At 62.1% G+C, this 18,119-nt stretch carries 16 protein-coding genes; 10 read left to right on the top strand and 6 right to left on the bottom strand.

Annotated features, from left to right (window positions below; genetic code table 11):
• Window positions 1-29: 29 nt before the first annotated feature.
• From ugpA to BLT09_RS11330, 3 genes are read left to right on the top strand one after another with little or no spacing between them, the layout of a single operon-like run.
• Window positions 30-914, top strand: coding sequence for a sn-glycerol-3-phosphate ABC transporter permease UgpA (gene ugpA, locus BLT09_RS11340; protein WP_091593057.1), 885 nt, complete (start codon window positions 30-32; stop codon window positions 912-914).
• Window positions 915-922: 8 nt separating this feature from the next.
• Window positions 923-1,771, top strand: coding sequence for a sn-glycerol-3-phosphate ABC transporter permease UgpE (gene ugpE / locus BLT09_RS11335; protein ID WP_023797226.1), 849 nt, complete (start codon window positions 923-925; stop codon window positions 1,769-1,771).
• A 7-nt stretch (window positions 1,772-1,778) separates the two neighbouring features.
• On the top strand, window positions 1,779-2,846 hold the full coding sequence (locus BLT09_RS11330; protein ID WP_091593056.1) for a sn-glycerol-3-phosphate import ATP-binding protein UgpC: 1,068 nt from the start codon (window positions 1,779-1,781) through the stop codon (window positions 2,844-2,846).
• Window positions 2,847-2,885: 39 nt separating this feature from the next.
• Here BLT09_RS11330 and BLT09_RS11325 read toward each other — a convergent pair whose 3' ends face one another.
• From BLT09_RS11325 to BLT09_RS11315, 3 genes are all read right to left on the bottom strand, one after another.
• Window positions 2,886-3,968, bottom strand: coding sequence for an ABC transporter ATP-binding protein (locus BLT09_RS11325; protein ID WP_091593054.1), 1,083 nt, complete (start codon window positions 3,966-3,968; stop codon window positions 2,886-2,888).
• Window positions 3,965-5,551 carry an ABC transporter permease gene (locus tag BLT09_RS11320; RefSeq protein WP_167366405.1) on the bottom strand — a complete coding sequence of 529 codons (1,587 nt, stop codon included), beginning with the start codon at window positions 5,549-5,551 and terminating at the stop codon, window positions 3,965-3,967. Before BLT09_RS11320 ends, BLT09_RS11325 begins: the two co-directional genes overlap by 4 nt.
• A 174-nt stretch (window positions 5,552-5,725) precedes the next feature.
• Entirely contained in the window at window positions 5,726-6,733 is a 1,008-nt protein-coding gene (locus BLT09_RS11315) for an iron ABC transporter substrate-binding protein (RefSeq protein WP_091593049.1), read from the bottom strand.
• Between the two features lie 207 nt (window positions 6,734-6,940).
• On the opposite strand from BLT09_RS11315, the gene BLT09_RS11310 reads away from it, so the two are divergent.
• From BLT09_RS11310 to BLT09_RS33640, 7 genes are all read left to right on the top strand, one after another.
• Window positions 6,941-7,492 (top strand): sigma-70 family RNA polymerase sigma factor, encoded by a 552-nt coding sequence (locus tag BLT09_RS11310; protein ID WP_091593047.1) that lies wholly within the window; start codon window positions 6,941-6,943, stop codon window positions 7,490-7,492.
• 1 nt (window position 7,493) lies between these two features.
• Window positions 7,494-8,132: an NrsF family protein gene (locus BLT09_RS11305; RefSeq protein ID WP_091593044.1), complete on the top strand. Its 639-nt coding sequence runs from the start codon at window positions 7,494-7,496 to the stop codon at window positions 8,130-8,132.
• A gap of 493 nt (window positions 8,133-8,625) precedes the next feature.
• Window positions 8,626-11,649, top strand: coding sequence for an AAA family ATPase (locus BLT09_RS11300; protein ID WP_091593043.1), 3,024 nt, complete (start codon window positions 8,626-8,628; stop codon window positions 11,647-11,649).
• The gene (locus BLT09_RS11295; protein WP_167366404.1) at window positions 11,646-12,878 is read left to right on the top strand and encodes a YcaO-like family protein; all 1,233 of its coding nucleotides are present in this window, start codon (window positions 11,646-11,648) and stop codon (window positions 12,876-12,878) included. Before BLT09_RS11300 ends, BLT09_RS11295 begins: the two co-directional genes overlap by 4 nt.
• 2 nt (window positions 12,879-12,880) lie before the next feature.
• A complete protein-coding gene (locus BLT09_RS11290; RefSeq protein WP_091593038.1) occupies window positions 12,881-13,669 on the top strand; it encodes a TfuA-like protein in 789 nt (262 codons plus the stop codon).
• Window positions 13,670-13,893: 224 nt separating this feature from the next.
• On the top strand, window positions 13,894-14,919 hold the full coding sequence (locus BLT09_RS11285) for a gluzincin family metallopeptidase (protein WP_342028444.1): 1,026 nt from the start codon (window positions 13,894-13,896) through the stop codon (window positions 14,917-14,919).
• Window positions 14,920-15,028: 109 nt separating this feature from the next.
• Window positions 15,029-15,544, top strand: a complete 516-nt coding sequence (locus tag BLT09_RS33640) for a hypothetical protein (protein ID WP_139172583.1) — start codon at window positions 15,029-15,031, stop codon at window positions 15,542-15,544.
• Here BLT09_RS33640 and BLT09_RS11280 read toward each other — a convergent pair.
• The 3 genes from BLT09_RS11280 to BLT09_RS11270 all read right to left on the bottom strand — a co-directional run.
• Entirely contained in the window at window positions 15,541-15,882 is a 342-nt protein-coding gene (locus BLT09_RS11280; protein ID WP_091593033.1) for a hypothetical protein, read from the bottom strand. The genes BLT09_RS33640 and BLT09_RS11280 overlap by 4 nt on opposite strands.
• 405 nt (window positions 15,883-16,287) lie before the next feature.
• Window positions 16,288-17,166, bottom strand: a complete 879-nt coding sequence (locus BLT09_RS11275) for a 3-hydroxybutyryl-CoA dehydrogenase (RefSeq protein ID WP_023797239.1) — start codon at window positions 17,164-17,166, stop codon at window positions 16,288-16,290.
• 117 nt (window positions 17,167-17,283) lie between these two features.
• Window positions 17,284-18,119: electron transfer flavoprotein subunit alpha/FixB family protein (locus BLT09_RS11270; RefSeq protein ID WP_091593031.1), on the bottom strand; the 836-nt coding region annotated here is incomplete at its 5' end.

Raw genomic sequence — 18,119 nt, 5'->3', positions numbered from 1 at the left:
CGTCTCCCGAGATAGCGAAGGAAATCAGCCTGTCTCCACGCGTCGTCTTTCCCAACAAGATCCTGCCCTACCTTCTGGTGGCGCCACAACTCGCCATAACACTGGTTTTCTTCTACTGGCCGGCCGGTCAGGCGCTTTACCAGTCGATGCTCAGACAGGATCCGTTCGGGCTGAGGACCAGGTTCGTCTGGTTTGCCAATTTCCGCAAGGTGCTGGCCGATCCGGCCTACCTCAATTCGATCAAGGTCACCGTGGTGTTCTCGCTTGCGACCGCGATCGTCGCGATGTGCGTGGCCCTTTTGCTTGCGGTCATGGCCGAGAAGGCGGTGCGCGGCAAAGGCCTCTACCGCACGCTGTTGATATGGCCTTATGCCGTGGCGCCGGCGATTGCCGGCATGCTGTGGCTGTTTCTGTTCAATCCTTCGATCGGCTCGTTGGCGTATTTGCTGAGAAGCCTCGGCATCGCATGGGATCCGCTGCTCAACGGAACCCACGCCATGATCCTGCTGGTGTCGGCGGCTGCCTGGAAGCAGATCAGCTACAATTTCCTGTTCTTCGTCGCCGGTCTGCAGGCAGTGCCGAAAACGCTGATCGAGGCGGCGGCCATGGACGGCGCCGGCGAGACCAAGCGCTTCTGGACCATCGTCTTCCCGCTGCTCGCGCCGACCACCTTTTTCCTGCTGGTCGTCAACACCGTCTATGCCCTGTTCGATACGTTCGGCATCGTTCATGCCGTCACCGGCGGCGGGCCGGGCAAGGCGACCGAGACGCTGGTCTACAAGGTCTACAATGACGGCTTCGTCAATCTGATCCTGGGCGAGTCGGCGGCGCAGTCGGTCATCCTGATGGCGATCGTCATTGCGCTCACCGCTATCCAGTTCCGCTACGTGGAACGCAAAGTCCATTACGGCTGAGGGCAGCGATGATCGGCCAGTCCCCGCTCCGTACCTTCATCGCCCATGCCGTGCTTATCCTCGGCATATTGATCGTGGCTTTCCCGATCTACTACACGTTCGTTGCCTCGACACACACGTTGCAAACCATCCTCAGGCCGCCGCTGCCGCTCTTGCCCGGCGGCCAGCTCTGGAACAACTACAGCGAGGCGCTGTTCGGCGGCATTGGCCGCATCGGCGGTGTCAGCGTCGGCCAACTGCTCCTCAACACCACGATCATGGCGCTCGGCGTTGCGGTGGGAAAGATCTGCATCTCGATCCTGTCGGCCTATGCGATCGTGTTCTTCCGCTTCCCGCTGCGCATGACCTTCTTCTGGCTGATCTTCATCACCTTGATGCTTCCGGTGGAAGTGCGCATCCTTCCGACCTACAAGGTCATGGTAGATCTCGGCATGATCGACACCTATGCCGGCCTGATCATCCCGCTGATCGCCTCGGCCACCGCGACGCTGCTGTTCCGCCAGTTCTTCATGACCATACCGGGCGAATTGGTCGAGGCGGCGCGCGTCGACGGCGCCGGGCCATGGCGCTTCTTCTTCGATATCCTGTTGCCATTGTCGCGCACCAACATCGCGGCGCTGTTCGTCATCCTCTTCATCTATGGCTGGACGCAGTATCTTTGGCCGCTGCTGGTCACCAACAGCAACGACATGAACACCATCGTCATCGCGTTGAGAAAGATGGTTTCCTTTGCCGATGCCGATACCGAATGGCACCTGGTCATGGTCACCGCGATGCTGGCCATCGTGCCGCCGATCCTGGTGGTGGTGCTGATGCAACGCTGGTTCGTGCGCGGCTTGGTCGAATCCGAAAAGTGAGAAGCTGATGGCGACCGTCGATCTGAAGGATGTGAAGAAGGTCTATCCGAGCGGCGTCGAAGCCGTTAAGGGCGTCTCCATCGCCATTCCCGACAAGGAGCTTTGCGTGCTGGTCGGCCCCTCCGGCTGCGGCAAGTCCACGCTGCTGAGGATGATCGCCGGTTTGGAGACCATTTCCGCCGGTACGGTCGCCATCGACGGCAAGGTGGTCAACGCCATCGGCCCGACCGAGCGCGACATCGCCATGGTGTTCCAGAACTACGCGCTTTACCCGCATATGAAAGTCTATGACAACATGGCCTATGGCCTTCGCAATCGCGGCACGCCGAAGGACGAGATCGACAGCAGGGTGCGTTCGACCGCCAAGGTGCTGGAGCTTTCGGCGCTGCTCGACCGGCGGCCGCGCGAGCTTTCCGGCGGTCAACGCCAGCGTGTCGCCATGGGCCGCGCCATCGTGCGCAATCCGAAAGTCTTCCTGTTCGACGAGCCGCTCAGCAATCTCGATGCCAAATTGCGCGGGCAGATGCGGGTCGAGATCAAGAACTTGCAGCGCACGCTCGGCGTCACCTCGGTCTATGTCACCCACGACCAGCTCGAGGCGATGACGCTGGCCGACATCCTTGTTGTCATGAACGCCGGGTTGGTCGAGCAAACGGGCGCGCCGCTCGACATCTACGAAAAGCCGGCGTCGATCTTCGTCGCTTCCTTCATCGGCGCGCCGCCGATGAACCTCCTGGCGCTGACCGGAAGTTCCTCAGGCCCGATACTGGCTGACGGCACCGCGATCGGCTTTGCGGCTCCCGGAACGCAAGCCGTGACGCTGGGGTTTCGCCCTGAAGATGCCGACGTCACCTTCAATGCGGAGGCGCTGCCCGGTGCGCTCGTCCTGCCGGCGGCAGTCGAAGCGGTCGAGCCGGTCGGGGCCGAAAGCTTTCTTCACTGCGCCGCAGCCGGCAGCCGTATCATCGTGCGCGTCTCAGGGCGCGCCACCGCAAAGCCCGGCGACCAGTTGCGTGTCGTGGGCAAAGCCGAAAAGCTGCACTGGTTCGATCAGGCCGGCAAGCGGGTCGATTGAAGCCGGCCTGTCGGCCTGATCGGCGCGCTACCCGAGCGTTCAGGCAAACACATGCGCCTTGCCTGACACCGTCAGCCGGACGATCTCGCCAACCGTCGGTGTGTCCATGCCCGGCTTGCGCAGGACCAGTGGCGTGTTGCCGATCGCGGCTGCGTCCGGCGGATCGGGACTGTTCAAGAGCCGCACTGCGATGGTGCACATCGAGCCGGCGAATTCGGACTCCGTGACTTCGCCGAACAGCATGTCCGGCGTGCCCGACATGCCTTCGCGCGATGTCCGTTTCAAAAGCACCTGTTCCGGCCGCAGCATGATGCGGACGAGATCGCGCCGCTCGGTGCTGTCGACGGCGATGCGGCCGAGCGGCGAGCTGGCGAAGCCGTCCGCGATCCTGGCCGGCAGGATGATGGCGTCGCCGAGGAATTCGGCGACCATCCGGTCCTTCGGCTTGAGATAAAGCTCGCGCGGCGTGCCGACCTGCGAGAATTTGCCGTCGCGCATCACCGCGACCTGGCTGGCAAAGGACAGCGCCTCGGCCTGGTCGTGGGTGACCAGGATCGTGGTGATGCCGGCGGCCTCCAGAAGCTCGGCCACCGCCTTGCGCATCGAGGCGCGCAGGCCGGTGTCAAGCGCCGAGAACGGCTCGTCGAGCAGCATCAGCCGCGGCTTCATGGCCATGGCGCGGGCCAGCGCCACACGCTGCTGCTGACCGCCTGAGAGCTCGTGCGGCCGCCGTTTCAGGATCGCCTTGTCGAGCCCGACGATATAGGCGAGCTCGGCGATACGCTCGCTGCGCTTGTCCTGGTGATGCCGCATGCCGAAACCGATATTGGCGGCGATGCTCAGATGCGGGAACAGGGCGCCGTCCTGCGCCACCACGCCGATGCCGCGCCGATATGCCGGCACCGCGGCGCCGCCATTGGCCAGTACCTCGCCGTCGAGCACGATGCGACCCTGGTCCGGCGCCTCAAAACCGGCGATCAGCCGCAGCAAGGTCGTCTTGCCGCAGCCGGACGGCCCGACGATCGCCGTGCGGCTGCCGCTGGCCACGCTGAGGTCGACGCCGGCCAGTGCGGCCACCGGGCCGTAGTGTTTGTGCACATCGGTGAGCTCGAGGAAGCTCATCGTCCGGCCATCCGCTTCGACTGGACGTAGAGCAGCCAGGTCAGCGGCAGCGACATCGCCACCATGATGAGCGCGTAAGGTGCGGCGGACGCATAGTCGATCTCGCCGCTGTGGGCCCAGAACGCCATCGCCAGCGTGCGGGTGCCGTTGGGCGCCAGCATCTGGGTGGCGGTCAATTCATTCATGATGCCGAGCGCCACCAGCGCCATGCCCGCCGCGGCACCCGGCGCCGACAGGCGGATCGTCGTCGACCACAGCGCCTTGAGCGGTGACCGGCCGAGACTGGCGGCGGCGCGCTCGAGCTCGACCGGCGCCTGCGCGATCGACGCTCGCAGGCTGATCAGGGCGCGCGGCAGGAACATCAGCGCATAGGCAACGAGGATCGTGAACAGGGTCTGATAGAGCGGCAGGGCGATGCGCACCGTGATGGTGACCAGCGCCAGCGCCACGACGACGCCTGGCAGCGAGCCGACGATGTAGTTGCAGCCCTCCAGAAGGCGCTGCAGCGGCCCCGGCGCGCGGATCGAGATCCAGGCCATCGGCATGGCGGCGATTGTGGCGAGTAGGGCGCCGGCGAGCGCCAGGAACAGGGTCTGGCCGAGCGCCAGGCCGATCTCATCGAGGCGCCAGACATCGGTGCCGCCGGCCACAAGCCAGCGGCCGATGGTGACGAACGGCACGCCAAGCGCCAGCAGCGCGGTGACGACGGGCAGAGCCAAGCACGGGATGGTGGCGCGGCCGAGCCTTGTGCGTTGCTGCTGCCGCGCGGCGCCCGAGCCGACGCGGGCATAGCGCTCCTCGCCGCGCACCAGCACTTCGATCCCGAGCAGCACGAAACAGCATGTCACCAGCACCGCAGCCAGCATGTTGGCGGCGGGGCCGTTGAAGGTCGACTGGAACTGGTCGACGATCGCGGTGGTGAAGGTATCGAAGCGGATGAACACGTAGAGGCCATATTCGGCCAGGAGATGCAGGCCGACCAGCAGCGAGCCGCCGCAGATGGCGAGCCTGAGCTGCGGCAGCACCACCCGCCGGAACACGCGCCATGGCCCGAGGCCGACGGCTGCAGCGGCATCTTCGAGAGCAGGATCGAGCCGGCGCAAGGCTGCCGCCACCGGCAGATAGAGGAACGGGAAATAGGCGACGACGGAAACCAGTACGCCGGCCCACAGCCCGTGCAGTCCCGGCACCAGGGTAATCCAGGCGTAGCTGTGGACGAAGGCGGGGATGGCGAGCGGCGCCACCGACAGCCAGGCCCACAGCCGGGCACCGGGAAGGCTGCTGCGTTCGGTCAGCCAGGCCAGCGCCACCGAGAGCACGATGCAGATCGGCACCGCCAGCACCACCAAAAGCAGGGTGTTGACCAGGAGCTCGCCAACACGTGGCCGGAAGACCAGTGCCGATACGGTGTCCCAGCCAGTCTGCACGGCAATCCAGATGATGAAGGCGAGCGGCAGCAGCGAGAACAGTGAGACCAGGATGGCGGCGAGCGAAATCCAGGATATCGGCCGCCGGCGCCTCCAATGCACAGCCACCATGCCGGTTGGCAAGCCTGAACGTGCAAGGTCGGCCGCAGGCAGCATCAGCTCAGACGCCGAGCCGTTGCCGCCCGGTGGCGGAAACGATCGCAGAGCCGCAAACACGGCCAAAAACGCAGCTTGTCGTCATGGACGAATGCCACCTCGAAAACAGAGCGCTCCTGCGGAAGCGAATTCCCGCAGGAGCGCAGTCGGCTGCCGTTTTAGGACGAACGCGAACTAAAGCAAGCCGGCTGCCGTCATCAGGTCGGTCACCTCTTTGGAGTTCAGCGTCGTCGCGTCGACCTTCGGCGCCTGCAGATCGGCCAGCGGCACCAGCGCCGGATTGGACTCCGCGCCCTTGCCGACCGCGTATTCGAAGGAATTGCCGGTCTTCAGCACGTCCTGACCACCCTTGCCGGTCACCCATTTCAGGAAGGCCTGGGCTTCCTTCGGGTGCTTGCTGGAGGCCAGAACGCCCCCGCCGGAAACCGAGACGAAGGCGCCGGGATCCTGGTTCTTGAAATAATGCAGCCCGACATTCTTGCTGTTCTCGCCGGTCTTGGCCTGGTCGCCGTAGTAATAATAGTGATAGATCACGCCGCCATCGACCTCGCCGGCATTGACCGCCTTCATCACCGTGCTGTTGCCTTTGTAGGCGGTGAAGTTCGCCTTCATCGCCTTCAGCCAGTCGGCCGTTGCGGCCTCACCCCTAAGCTGCAAAAGCGCGCTGACGATCGCCTGGAAATCGGCGCCGGACGGCGAAGCGGCCCAGCGTCCCTTCCAGCTCGGATCGGCGAGTTCAAGCAGCGACTTGGGTAACTGCTCGGCGGTCAGTTTGGTCTTGTTGTAAGCAAAGACGGTGCTGCGCGCGGCGATGCCTACCCACTTGCCGCTGGCCGGCTGGTACTCCTTGGGAATCTGCGCCAGCGTGTCGGCGTCGACTGGCGCGAACAGGCCGGCTGATTCTACCAGCACCATCGCGGGCGAGTTTTCCGTCAGGAACACGTCGGCCGGCGAGGCGGCGCCTTCGGCGACGATCTGGTTGGAAAAATCGCTGTCGCCGCCGTGGCGGACGGTAACCTTGATGCCGGTTTCCTTGGTGAAACCTTCCACCCAGGCATTGGTCAGGCTCTCATGCTGGGCATTGTAGACGACGATGCCGCTGTCCTGGGCCATAACCGGGCTGGCGACCAGGCTGATTGCAAGTGCTGTGGCTCCGGCAAGGACGGAAAGAGCATGTTTCATGGACGTCATCCCGCTCGATTTCGATGGTCTTTGATTTGGCATGGCTGCACTATCAATTCCTGATCGGTGCAGTCAAGATTGGTGAGCTGCGTAATCGGGCGCCGGAGGTGAAACCTTCGTGATAGTCCTTACTTTGGCTTGGACATTATTTCGCCGGCCACGTAACAAATCAGCGCCGAGGCGCGAATTATCGGGGAGTGAACTCTTGTGACCGGCAAGGACGAGGCCGAGCTTTCCCGGCTGATGCGGGCCGCGATCGCGGGAGATGAAAGGGCCTACGCCGACTTTCTGCGCCGGACGGCTGCCCTCGTTCGCGGCTTCATCAGGCGCAAGATCGTTCAGGGCGGGGTCGATCCCGAGGATGTCGTGCAGGAAACCTTGCTGGCCATTCATGTGAAGCGGCATACCTGGCGCCAGGATTTACCTGTGCTGCCCTGGGTCTACGCCATAGCGCGTTTCAAGCTGATCGACGCCTTTCGACGGCGCGGCCGGCGCATCGAGATCGAGATCGACGAGATCGCCGAGACCTTCGCCGAACCGGAGGCCGAGACGGTCAGCGGGCGCGACATCAACCGGGCCCTGGACGGCCTGCCGCCGGCGCAGCGTTCGGTGGTTTCGTCGGTGTCGGTCGAAGGCCGTTCCATTGGTGAAACGGCAGCGAAATTCGGTATCAGCGAGACGGCGGTGCGCGTGTCGCTGCATCGCGGTCTCGCCGCCATTGCCAAACGGTTCGGGGCCAAACAATTCAAGCGGGAATAACATGAGGACCGACGATCTCATCAAGGCGCTCGACGCCGATGTCCGCAGCACGGCGATGCCGCTTGGCTCGGCCTGGTGGATAGGCGCAGGTGCGGCTACGCTGATCGCGGCGGTGGTTTTCTGGCTGGCGATCGGCCCACGCACCGACATCGCCACCGCCATGTATACGACGCGTTTCGTTGCCAAGTTTGTGTTCACGACGGCTCTGGCGGTCAGCGCCTTCGCCTTGATCCGCGCCCTGTCGACACCCGGTGCAGCAACGAGCAGGGCGGCGACCTGGATGATTGCCGCACCGCTGCTGGTGGCCGTAGCCGTGGGTCTGGAACTCCTTTCGGTGCCTGCGGCCGACTGGGGCAGGCGGCTGGTCGGCAGCAACATGCTTATCTGCCTGACCTTCATTCCGCTGATCGGCATCGGTCCGCTTGCCGTCTTCCTGGCGGTGCTGCGCTATGGCGCGCCGACGCGGCCGGTGCTTGCCGGAGCCGTTGCGGGCCTGCTCGCCGGCGGGCTGGCGGCAACCTTCTATGCCGCACACTGCTTCGACGACTCGCCGCTTTTCGTCGCCACCTGGTACACGATCGCGATTGCCATCCTCGCCGCTCTCGGCGCGCTCGGCGGGCGGCTTTTCGTGCGCTGGTAGCGACAGCCTGCGATCGGAGACCGTGATGCTCTAACTCGTCAAAACTCATGAACGATCTGGCATTTCTGAACGACCTGGTTCGGCCGGTTGCGGAAGTTCGATCGCCCGTGCCGGATTCGAAGGCGACACATCCACATGTCAGATTCTGAATGGCAGCTCTGCGCTTGATCTCATTCCCGAGACCCGCGGCCCTATCCCGGAAGCGGACCTTGCCAGTGAGCGCGCTAGAAACGTGATTGCGCCAAACGTGGATCGCACGCGCGCTCCTCCTGCCGACGCTCCTGTTAGGCTAAAGGCACCCCATCCCTGTCGTTGCAACTAAAAGCCCGCGTTGATGATCATGGCTGGGTTGCGAACGGATAGCAGACGGGTGGGCTAGGAACATATTATGCCGTTGCCAATGGGACTATTCTAAGCCTTAGTGCTCGCGATGGAGCTTCGATAACATCCGAGAAAGCCGCGTCGCGATCTCAGGCGTGTTGCAGGACGTCCGATGACCACCAGGGAACGAGTTCAGACCGGGTCGCTTGCAGGGGAGCGCAGGCATGTGACCGCGCTGTACTATGACATTGTTGGTTCGACCACTTTGTTAAATCAGCTGGACCCCGAAGAATTCGGCACTATGCAACGTTCGCTCCACAATGGAGCGGCTGCATTGATCAGCGACTACAATGGCTACCTCGAGCGGGTTCAAGGCGACGGCGGCTGCGCCTATTTCGGCTTTCCCGAGTCCAGGGAAGATGCCGCCGAATGTGCGGTCGCGGCGGCAATCGAGATTGTCGAGTGGTGCGAGAAATTGGCGAGACAATCCGAATCCAGCCTCAAGGTAAGGGTCGGCATCACCACAGGTGTGGTCGTCGTCGCTGACGCTTCGAAAACGAACCTTCCGGGCGCCACCGAGATTATTGGCGTCGCGCCGGCACTGGCTGCTCGCATCCAGTCCGAAGCAGCGCCGAACAGTGTTGCTGTCGCAGAAGCCACCTATCGGCTTACCATGGGCGCGTTCGAATTCGAGGAGATCGGTCCAAGGCACCTGAAAGGATTTGGCGAACCGGTGCTTTTGTGGCGGCCAATAACTCGCCGGCAGCAGTTCGACCGCTTCACAGCGTATCGGCGCGTTTCTGCGCCGTTAATCGGTCGCGAAGACGAGCTTGAATTGTTTGGCCGGCGTTGGGTTAGAGCTGCAAGCGGCAATGGCCAGTTCATTCTTCTCCATGGCGACCCCGGGATCGGAAAATCCCGGCTGATCGCCGAGTTTCGCCGTGATCTTGCCGCTAAGGGTGTGCGCACCCTGGTGTTTCAATGTCAGCCGCGCGGTAATTCGGAACCGCTGCACCCGTTTCTGGAGCCTCTCAGAAAGGCAATCGCAGACACGACCGGCAACGCCGACCCGGATCGTGATGCAGTCACGCGCTACCTGCGGTCACATGGCTCGGAATTTAGCCCGTTGAATGCCGAGATAATCACATTTCTTGTCGCGGGCGAGACGGAGGGGGGCGCTGGCGAAGCCTGGCAGGTCGATCTCTCGGACGAGGAGATCAGGGCGCGTGTTGTCGAGGCCATGCTGTCACTTCTGACGTCGCCGTCCGCTCTTGGACCGCTCCTGTTGATAATCGAGGACGTTCACTGGGCAGACACGCTCACCAAAGCACTCGTCGCCAAGCTGAGTGGGTGGATCGAAACACGCCCGATCCTTGCCGCAGTAACGTCGCGCGAGGCTATCGAGCTGGATGGTTTCGGCGATCCAAACGTGCTTGCCGTCGCCTTGTCTGGCCTAACTGCTCAAGCTACCGCGGGGCTGATCAGCACGATCTGGGAGGATTCGCCACCAGATGGACTGGTCGCCTTTATCTACGAGAAGAGCGATGGCGTGCCCCTGTTTGCCGAACAGCTGGCGCTTTGGATCCGCGAACGAGCGAAGGCTGGCTTGCCCGATCGGGCCGGATTGGAGGCGTTGCTTCGTGCGGATAGCATTCTGGATCTCCGGGATCTTATCGCAGCCCGCCTCGCCAGCCTGGGGCCATTGAGACGTGTCGCACAAATCGCAAGCGTCCTGGGGCGACAGTTCCGACGGAAACTGCTGGCTTGTGTGCTTGAACTTGGGCATCTTGCCACACCCCTGGACGAAGCAATCGAAGGACTTGTCCAAGCCGGGATTGTCCGTCGGAAGTCTGGCGGTATGGAAATTCGCTTCCGCCACGTGCTGATCCAGGAAGCGGCCTACGAGAGCCTCCTGAAATCCGAGCGGCAGGAAATCCACACAAGCGTTGTAAATCTCATTCAATCTGGCGTTGCTCCGCCGCTCTCCGACGAGACGATGGCGTGGCATTTCGGGCAGGCCGGACAGCCTTTGCAGGCGGCGCGCCACGCTATCCAGGCGGCAGAGGCTTGCGATGTTCGGTCAGCAATGCAGGAGGCAGAAAACCTGCTGGATTTCGCTGAGAAACAACTCGCTCAGGCCGGCAGGAATGCCGAGTCGAATGAGCAACTGCTTCGCCTCCTCACAGTTCGCGGGCCGGTCGTTGCGGCTCTTTTCGGTAGAGGCAGCCAGCAAGCGCGTGCGATCTATGAGCGCGGCGTATCACTGTGCGCCGCGATTAAGGATCGGGATCGTGCAGAATGGTTCCCGCTTTACTGGGGTTGGTGGTTCACCGCTCCCGACTACGAGACGCAGCGCGCAAGATCGGACATCCTCGTGCAGGACCTTGAAGGCTCTGCAGATCCTGAGGTCCGGCTCCAGTCGCTGCATTGCGCATGGGCGACTAACATTGATGCCGGGCTGCATTCGCGCTGCCTAAAATGCGTCGAGCAGGGTCTCGTTCTTTACGACGAGGATCGCGCACGTTTCAACCGCGGCCGTTACGGAGGTCATGACGCCAAGGTCTGCGGCCTGGGCGAACGTGCGTTCTCCCTGTGGTTCGTAGGCGACGACAACGGGGCTTCCGAAAGTATAATCGCTGCCAAACGATGGGCCGAGCACATCAATCATCCGAACAGCATGTTGCATGCACTGGAGTTCGAGATCGAGCTGAAACGATATCGAAACGACCATCCCGGTGTGATTGCGGTCTCCGAAAGGATCGGAGACCTCGGACGGGCGACGCCGGGTGTACTCGCCAAGGCGGCGCTGTTCCGTGCCTGGGCGCAGGGTATGAGCGGGGACGCGGCAGCTGGCGTAATGGCATTCGAAACCGGGCTGACGCGCTGGCGCGAGATCGCGACCTACGAGGGTGCCCCCGTTTTTGAGGGCATGCGTTCGGAGTTGTTCGAACGCGCCGGACGCAACGACGAGGCTTTGTCGATACTGGATAGCATCATCGCGGCTTCGACCAGCAGTGGGCAAGTGTTCTGGCTTGCTGAGTTGCTACGGCAGCGCGCTGTGCTCCGTCATGCCCTCGGCGAATCGCAGGAGGCGGTGGTGGCCGACCTTCGTCGAGCGCTCGAAATCAGCACCGAACAGCGGGCCGCACCCCTGGCGTCACGCGTGCGGCTGGACCTCGATCGGCTCCGGCTGTGAAGTCCGACACCGGCTTTGCGCAGGCGCTTGCCATTCCTGCGAATGAGATCGGTGTTAGGCTCGACCGCGAACTCTCCGCCCTTAGCGGTGTCCAGTGCACAGACTCCGCAGCCACCGAGAAGCTCGTCCGCGGGCTTTTCTCCGTCCGGAGACGTTTTGGCATAACGCGGATCGGATCGTTGACCCGCCTTGATCGCGCCGGCGTGGCGGTTGCTCAAGCCGTGCGGCCATTGTCGCTCTCCAACGCTGTCTCCCAGGGCAAGGGTGAGACCCTCATAGAGGCAGCGGCCGGGGCGCTGATGGAAGCGCTCGAAGGATGGGCGGCGGAGCAGGTCTCGCATGAGCGCATCAGGATCGCAAGCGCGCGCGATCTGGGGGAAGAGATTCGGGCCCTCTATGCCGGCTGCCGAGTCCATGACTTCGACGCCGGCTGGGATCAACTGCAACTCCAGTGGACCGACGGTTATGATATTTTCACCGGCCGGGTGTTGCCAGTTCCTCTCCCCCTGGTCGATACCATCTACACGCTTCCGTCCCCGCATCCCGTGGCGTTTCCCCGTTCCACGCGTGGACTCGCCGCCGGGCAAACGCTAGTTTCCGCGATCACCCATGCAGCGCTAGAAATCATCGAGCGCTCGAGCATCGCAGGCGCCAAGCGGTATCCACGTTCCTTTCCGGAAATTCGTATCGACCCCGCCCGTGTTGGCGGTCCGCATTCGTCGCGAATTCTGACAAGCCTCGCAGCCGCGGATCTCGTTGCCGGAATATGGCTCGTCCCAGGCGATCATGATTTGCCGGTCTTTCGCTGCGCCGTCATGGAATCGGAAGCCCATCAGGAGATTGCGCCGCTGCCGGGCGAGGGGTTTGCGTGCGACTTTACCCATGATGGCGCCATGGCCAAGGCACTGATGGAGGCGGCACAGGCCCGGGTAACCGCGCTCGCCGGTGCCCGCGAAGACATTACACGTGCCGCCTATCCCGAGTGGTACGACCGAGTGGACCTTGACACGTGTCGACGCTCGTTCCGGGTGCCAGGGAACGCCACCACGCTTCCCGCCGATAGCGTCGGACCGACCTCGGGCGCCAGCAAGCTCGACGCCGTTCTCCAATCGCTAAGGCGCGCCGGAGCGCAGGCGGCCCTTGTCGTGCCGCTCCATAGCAGCACGGATCCCGATATCGAGATTGTCCGTCTCGTCGCCCCTCCGCTCAAAGACCTCATCAGAGGATAAGGATGGCGGACAAGCCGGTCATTTTCCTCGGACCGACGCTGCCGCGTGCCCAAGCGGCAGCCATCCTCGACGCCGTTTATCTACCGCCCGCCGAACAGGGTTCGATCGTCCGCGCAATGAGAGCCTATCAACCGAAAGCGATAATCCTCATCGACGGTTCGTTCGGCAAGGTACCGGCAGTTCGTCACAAGGAAATCCTGTGGGCGTTGGGAAACGGCGTTCCGGTGTTCGGGGCGGCAAGCATGGGCGCGCTCCGCGCCGCTGAACTGGCGGCGTTCGGTATGCAGGGCCATGGGTTCATCTACCGATGGTACGCGTTGACGCCGCTCGCTGACGACGATGAAGTCGCGGTAGCGATGTGTCCTTCTGAACTCGGCGCGGCGGCGCTGAGCGAAGCGCTTATCAATATACGCCTTACGCTAAAGCGGGCATTGCGAGCAGGCATCATCAACGCCGTGGAAAGGCGATCTCTGGAAGTGCTGGCGCGCGACACGCACTTCGTCGATCGCAGCTATCCTAGGCTGCTCGCGGAGGCGCGATCTTCTCTGCCCAGCAAATCCGCAACGGCCCTGGATCGGCTTGCTGACTGGCTTCCCCGATCGGCGATCGACCGCAAACGCGAAGACGCAACCGGCTTGCTGGCGAAACTTGCATGCTGCCCTGAACTTCTGGCGCATGCGCCGATGACCCCGCCTTTCACCCTGACCGAAGCTTGGGCCTATGATCTCGGCGCGGCCGGGCTGTGGGACGACGACATTGGGTCTGTTCTTGCGGAACGGGATGGATTTTGATCTAACAGGAATACTTCACACTGTCCTTTCAGGAGAGGGGTGGGACTGCCTGCATGGACGCCAGCGCAAGATGGCAGTCGGGGGTTGGATCCGCGGCTTCGCGCCTTGGAACACGCTTCCTTGTTTTTCCCCAACCTCCTTTCATTCAGGGTTACGAACGGCCCGAGATGATTTGGGTCTCCACGCCGCCTGACGCGATCGGCCCCGGGCCAGCCGACCGACGGATGTATGTGATCGACCCGTTGCTTGAAAAGCAGCCATACCAGTTTCCTTACCTGCCTCCTTACGCCGGTGCCCTCAGGCCGCCTGCGGTAGCCGGCCCAGACGGGCACTTCGACAACATTCCGCTGGGCACACCGGAGTTCGAGGCGGCGCATGCCTACGCTTGCGTGCGGCGGGTGCTCGACATCTGCGAGAGCTATGTGGGGCGCGAGATTCCCTGGTTCTTCGAACCGACCTATCCGCGTCTCGAGATTGTGCCGCGGCTGAACTGGGACAACGCCCAGTCGGGTTACGGCTTTCTGGAGATGGGGATCGATGAGGCCCGCGGAACCACGCAGCCCTTCGCGCTCAACTTCGATGCTGTCGCACACGAGATCGGGCATCTGGTGATTTTCGGCGTCATGGGAGTTCCCCGTTTCGATCCGCCGCATGAATACTTCGCCTACCACGAAGCAGTGGCCGATTTCATCGCGCTGATCTCGCTCCTGCACTTCGATACTGCGCTGGATTTGCTTTTGCGGCGCACGCGCGGCAACCTCCTGATCAACAACGAACTGGACCGCTTCGGCGAGCTCTCCGACGAAAAGCAGGTCCGACGGTTCAGCCACTCGCTGCGGATGAGCGACGTCAGCACGGAAGTGCATGACCTTTCCAAGCCCTTCGCGGGCGCACTCTTCGACATCCTTATCGAGATCTACCAGGTGCTGCTGTTCGAACGCGGGCTGTCCGACCTGGATCCGCGTGACTTTCGTGATCTCAGGAGTGAGCTTTCCGAAGAAGAGATCGAAGACCTGCTTTCGGCCTCACTCGCCGCCAACGACGGCCGCCTCTTCGCACTGAAATCGGCGTTGGAAGAGGCCCGCGATCTCGTTGGCGAAATTATGGTGCGGTCGTGGGAACTGCTTGATCCCCATACGCTGGACTATCGTGAAGCGGCCGAGGCGATGGTTGTGGCTGCCGAAAGCGGGCGCGCGAGTCGCTTCGTCGAGAGTGTTGTCGCCAACTTCGTCTGGCGCGAGATTTTTTGAGGAGAATGGGATGGCAAGGTCGCCAACCCCTACAGGCAACGCGCTTAAACCGTCTGGCCCTCCTGGTGGGCCAGGTCGATCGCCAAACAATACTGGAGGGAGAAGCACTATGTCGTCCGATATTCCTGCGCCACCCAGCGCGCAAAACTATTTGCCGGATCAGATTACGCTCTATGGTGTCAGGTTGAATTTCGATAATGTGGGCAAAGTTAGTCACAGAACAGCGACTTTGCCGTTCAATGAAAACTTACTTCGCATGTCCATTGTCAAGAACCGCGATGATGCCACGCCTATAATTCCAACCAAGGAGGTGATTGCTGTCGTCTATGGATATGCCTTTGAAGGTCAATGCTACCGCAATGACAAACCAAAACTGCTCATTTTTCATCCAACGTCAGGAGAAACCGCCGCGACAGGATGCGGATTTGATGACCTAGGATACGTTATGTGGGGAGTTACAATGAAAACCCCGATCATGGAACTTGCCACAAGTACTGACTTCGCCGAAGAAATCGTCTTGAATGCAAATCTTCCCGGCAACCGCAGCCCAAACACTTACGGGAACAGCTTCATGCTGGCACATCGCGGCGGCCGGCTAAGCCGCGGAGGGGGGAGCCAAAGTTAGTTCTTGGTATCTTCCTTGGCGGATTCTTGCTTCGACTTCGAAGGTGGCGGTGGCGGTGGCGGTGGCGAGAAAGCTTTGTCATTAATATTATATATGATTTCAGCCACGACCTCTATATTCTCTTCGTGTACAAACCAATCTTCCTCGTCCTTGCTCACATGGACATCCACACTGCCGACGTTATTGCCTTGGGTCGTAACGGCTACCTCTTTTTTTTCATCTCTGACTTTCTGAAAAAAAGACGTCATCGACTTCGGCATTGTAAGATTGTCAAATACTCTCACAAATTTATTACTAACCGTCACGGTGAAATATATCGATTCCACGCCGCCTGCCATTGATCCCTCCTTCAGAAGGTCGTGCTCATGCGAAGCAGATACAGTGCAACCAGTTTGGCTCGTTGTAAAGGCAGTGACCTCGGCCTTACTCGGCCTTGCCTTTCGGGAACAGAACCCACACGGACAAACTCGACCCCTAAGAATTGCCGCCCCTCGTCTTAGTGAAGCGGTCAAGATTATACCCACAACATAGTCGTGCGGGTGAGACGCGGCGCGAGAAGGTCGAATATCGGGTCATTCACAGCGATGCCGCATCAAGCTGAGGGTCCTGCTCTCGAATGTCCGCAAAGCGGCTCGTCTGCTTCCGGACCGGCACGGTCTTCGATCCGCGGCCACGAGGCTGCCGACAGAGCAGCCGCACGGTCCTCACTTAGCGCGGCCGGGCGCGCTGGCTCGTATCGCCGGTCAGCGCGTTGGAACGGGATGCTCGCCGCGATAGTCGTAGAAGCCGCGCCCGGTCTTGCGGCCGAGCCAGCCGGCCTCGACATATTTCACCAGCAGCGGGCAGGGCCGGTATTTCGAATCCGACAGGCCGTCATGCAGCACCTGCATGATCGACAGGCAGGTGTCGAGGCCAATGAAATCGGCAAGCTGCAGCGGTCCCATCGGATGGTTGGCGCCGAGCCGCATGGCTGTGTCGATCGCGTCGACCGAGCCGACGCCTTCATAGAGCGTGTAGATCGCCTCGTTGATCATCGGCAGCAGGATGCGGTTGACGATGAAGGCTGGAAAATCCTCCGAGACGGTGATCGTCTTCTCGAGATGGTTCACATAGGCCTTTGCCGCTTCGAAGGTCTGGTCCTCGGTGGCAATGCCGCGCACCAGTTCGACCAGCTTCATGACCGGAACCGGATTCATGAAATGGATGCCGATGAAACGCTCCGGCCTGTCGGTCTGCGCGGCGAGACGCGTGATCGAGATCGACGAGGTGTTCGTCGCCAGGATGGCTTCCGGATTGAGCTGCGGGCAGAGCTGGGCGTAGATCTTGCGCTTGACCGTCTCGTCCTCGGTCGCTGCCTCGATCACCAGATCGGCACCGGCAAGGTCGGCCATGGTCGGTGCTGACGAAATGCGCGCCATCGCCTCGTTGCGCAGCTTTTCCTCGAGCTTGCCGGAGCCGACCTGGCGGGCCATGTTGCCGCTGATCGTGGCGATGCCCTTTTCGATGCGCTCGGGCGAGATGTCGTAAACCAGCACCTTGTAGCCCGCCAGCGCGGACACATGGGCGATGCCGCCGCCCATCTGGCCCGCCCCGATGATGCCGATCGTCTCGATCTTGTTCATTACACCGATCCCGTCAAATGGCCTTTGCGGCCTGCTTTTTGTGCGGTGCAAACTAAAAGGGCGGGGCGACTTCGTCTACCCCGCCCTTCACAATTTAATACGCTTTGGCAGAAGGCGTCAAAGCGCCTTTTGCAGTTCCGGCAGAATGACGAAAAGGTCGCCGACGAGGCCGTAGTCGGCGACCTGGAAGATCGGCGCCTCCTCGTCCTTGTTGATGGCGACGATGACCTTCGAATCCTTCATGCCGGCAAGATGCTGGATGGCGCCGGAGATGCCGACGGCGATGTAGAGATCGGGTGCGACCACCTTGCCGGTCTGGCCGACCTGCCAGTCGTTCGGCGCATAGCCGGCATCGACTGCGGCACGAGAGGCGCCGACGGCGGCGCCGAGCTTGTCGGCGATCGGCAGGATGACTTCCTGGAACTTCTCCGAGGAGCCCAGCGCGCGGCCGCCCGAGATGATGATCCTGGCCGAAGTCAGCTCCGGACGGTCGGTCTCGGAAAGCCTGTTCTCGACGAAGCTCGACAGGCCGGGATTGACTGCTGCCTGAACCGTCTCGACCGGGGCTGAACCGCCCTCGGGTGCAGCCTGGAAGGAGGCGGTGCGCACGGTGATCACCTTCTTGGCGTCGCTCGACTGCACCGTCTGGATGGCGTTGCCGGCATAGATCGGCCGCTTGAAGGTGTCGGGCGAGACAATCTCGATGATCTCCGACACCTGCGCGACATCGAGCAGGGCTGCCACGCGCGGCGCGACATTCTTGCCCGAGGAGGTCGCCGGCGCGACGATCGTGTCATACGTATCGGCCATGCCGATGACGAGCGCCGCCAGCGGTTCGGCGAGACGCTCGGTGAGCTCGTCGGCTTCGGCAAGCAGCACCTTGCTCACGCCCTTGAGCTTGGCGGCGGCGTCCGCTGCCGGCTTGGCGCCGTTGCCGGCGACCAGCACATGCA

The sequence above is a fragment of the Mesorhizobium muleiense genome (genome assembly GCF_900099905.1).
Lineage (GTDB): Bacteria > Pseudomonadota > Alphaproteobacteria > Rhizobiales > Rhizobiaceae > Mesorhizobium > Mesorhizobium muleiense.
This window is presented reverse-complemented; position numbering and strand designations above follow the sequence as displayed.

Coding starts and splice junctions, on each gene's coding strand:
- BLT09_RS11280 (WP_091593033.1), bottom strand. CDS start 15,882: ATGGCAGGCGGCGTGGAATCGATATATTTCACCGTGACGGTTAGTAAT.
- BLT09_RS11275 (WP_023797239.1), bottom strand. CDS start 17,166: ATGAACAAGATCGAGACGATCGGCATCATCGGGGCGGGCCAGATGGGC.
- BLT09_RS11300 (WP_091593043.1), top strand. CDS start 8,626: ATGACCACCAGGGAACGAGTTCAGACCGGGTCGCTTGCAGGGGAGCGC.
- ugpE (WP_023797226.1), top strand. CDS start 923: ATGATCGGCCAGTCCCCGCTCCGTACCTTCATCGCCCATGCCGTGCTT.
- BLT09_RS33640 (WP_139172583.1), top strand. CDS start 15,029: ATGTCGTCCGATATTCCTGCGCCACCCAGCGCGCAAAACTATTTGCCG.
- BLT09_RS11330 (WP_091593056.1), top strand. CDS start 1,779: ATGGCGACCGTCGATCTGAAGGATGTGAAGAAGGTCTATCCGAGCGGC.
- BLT09_RS11315 (WP_091593049.1), bottom strand. CDS start 6,733: ATGAAACATGCTCTTTCCGTCCTTGCCGGAGCCACAGCACTTGCAATC.
- BLT09_RS11305 (WP_091593044.1), top strand. CDS start 7,494: ATGAGGACCGACGATCTCATCAAGGCGCTCGACGCCGATGTCCGCAGC.
- BLT09_RS11320 (WP_167366405.1), bottom strand. CDS start 5,551: ATGCTGCCTGCGGCCGACCTTGCACGTTCAGGCTTGCCAACCGGCATG.
- BLT09_RS11290 (WP_091593038.1), top strand. CDS start 12,881: ATGGCGGACAAGCCGGTCATTTTCCTCGGACCGACGCTGCCGCGTGCC.
- BLT09_RS11285 (WP_342028444.1), top strand. CDS start 13,894: ATGTATGTGATCGACCCGTTGCTTGAAAAGCAGCCATACCAGTTTCCT.
- BLT09_RS11325 (WP_091593054.1), bottom strand. CDS start 3,968: ATGAGCTTCCTCGAGCTCACCGATGTGCACAAACACTACGGCCCGGTG.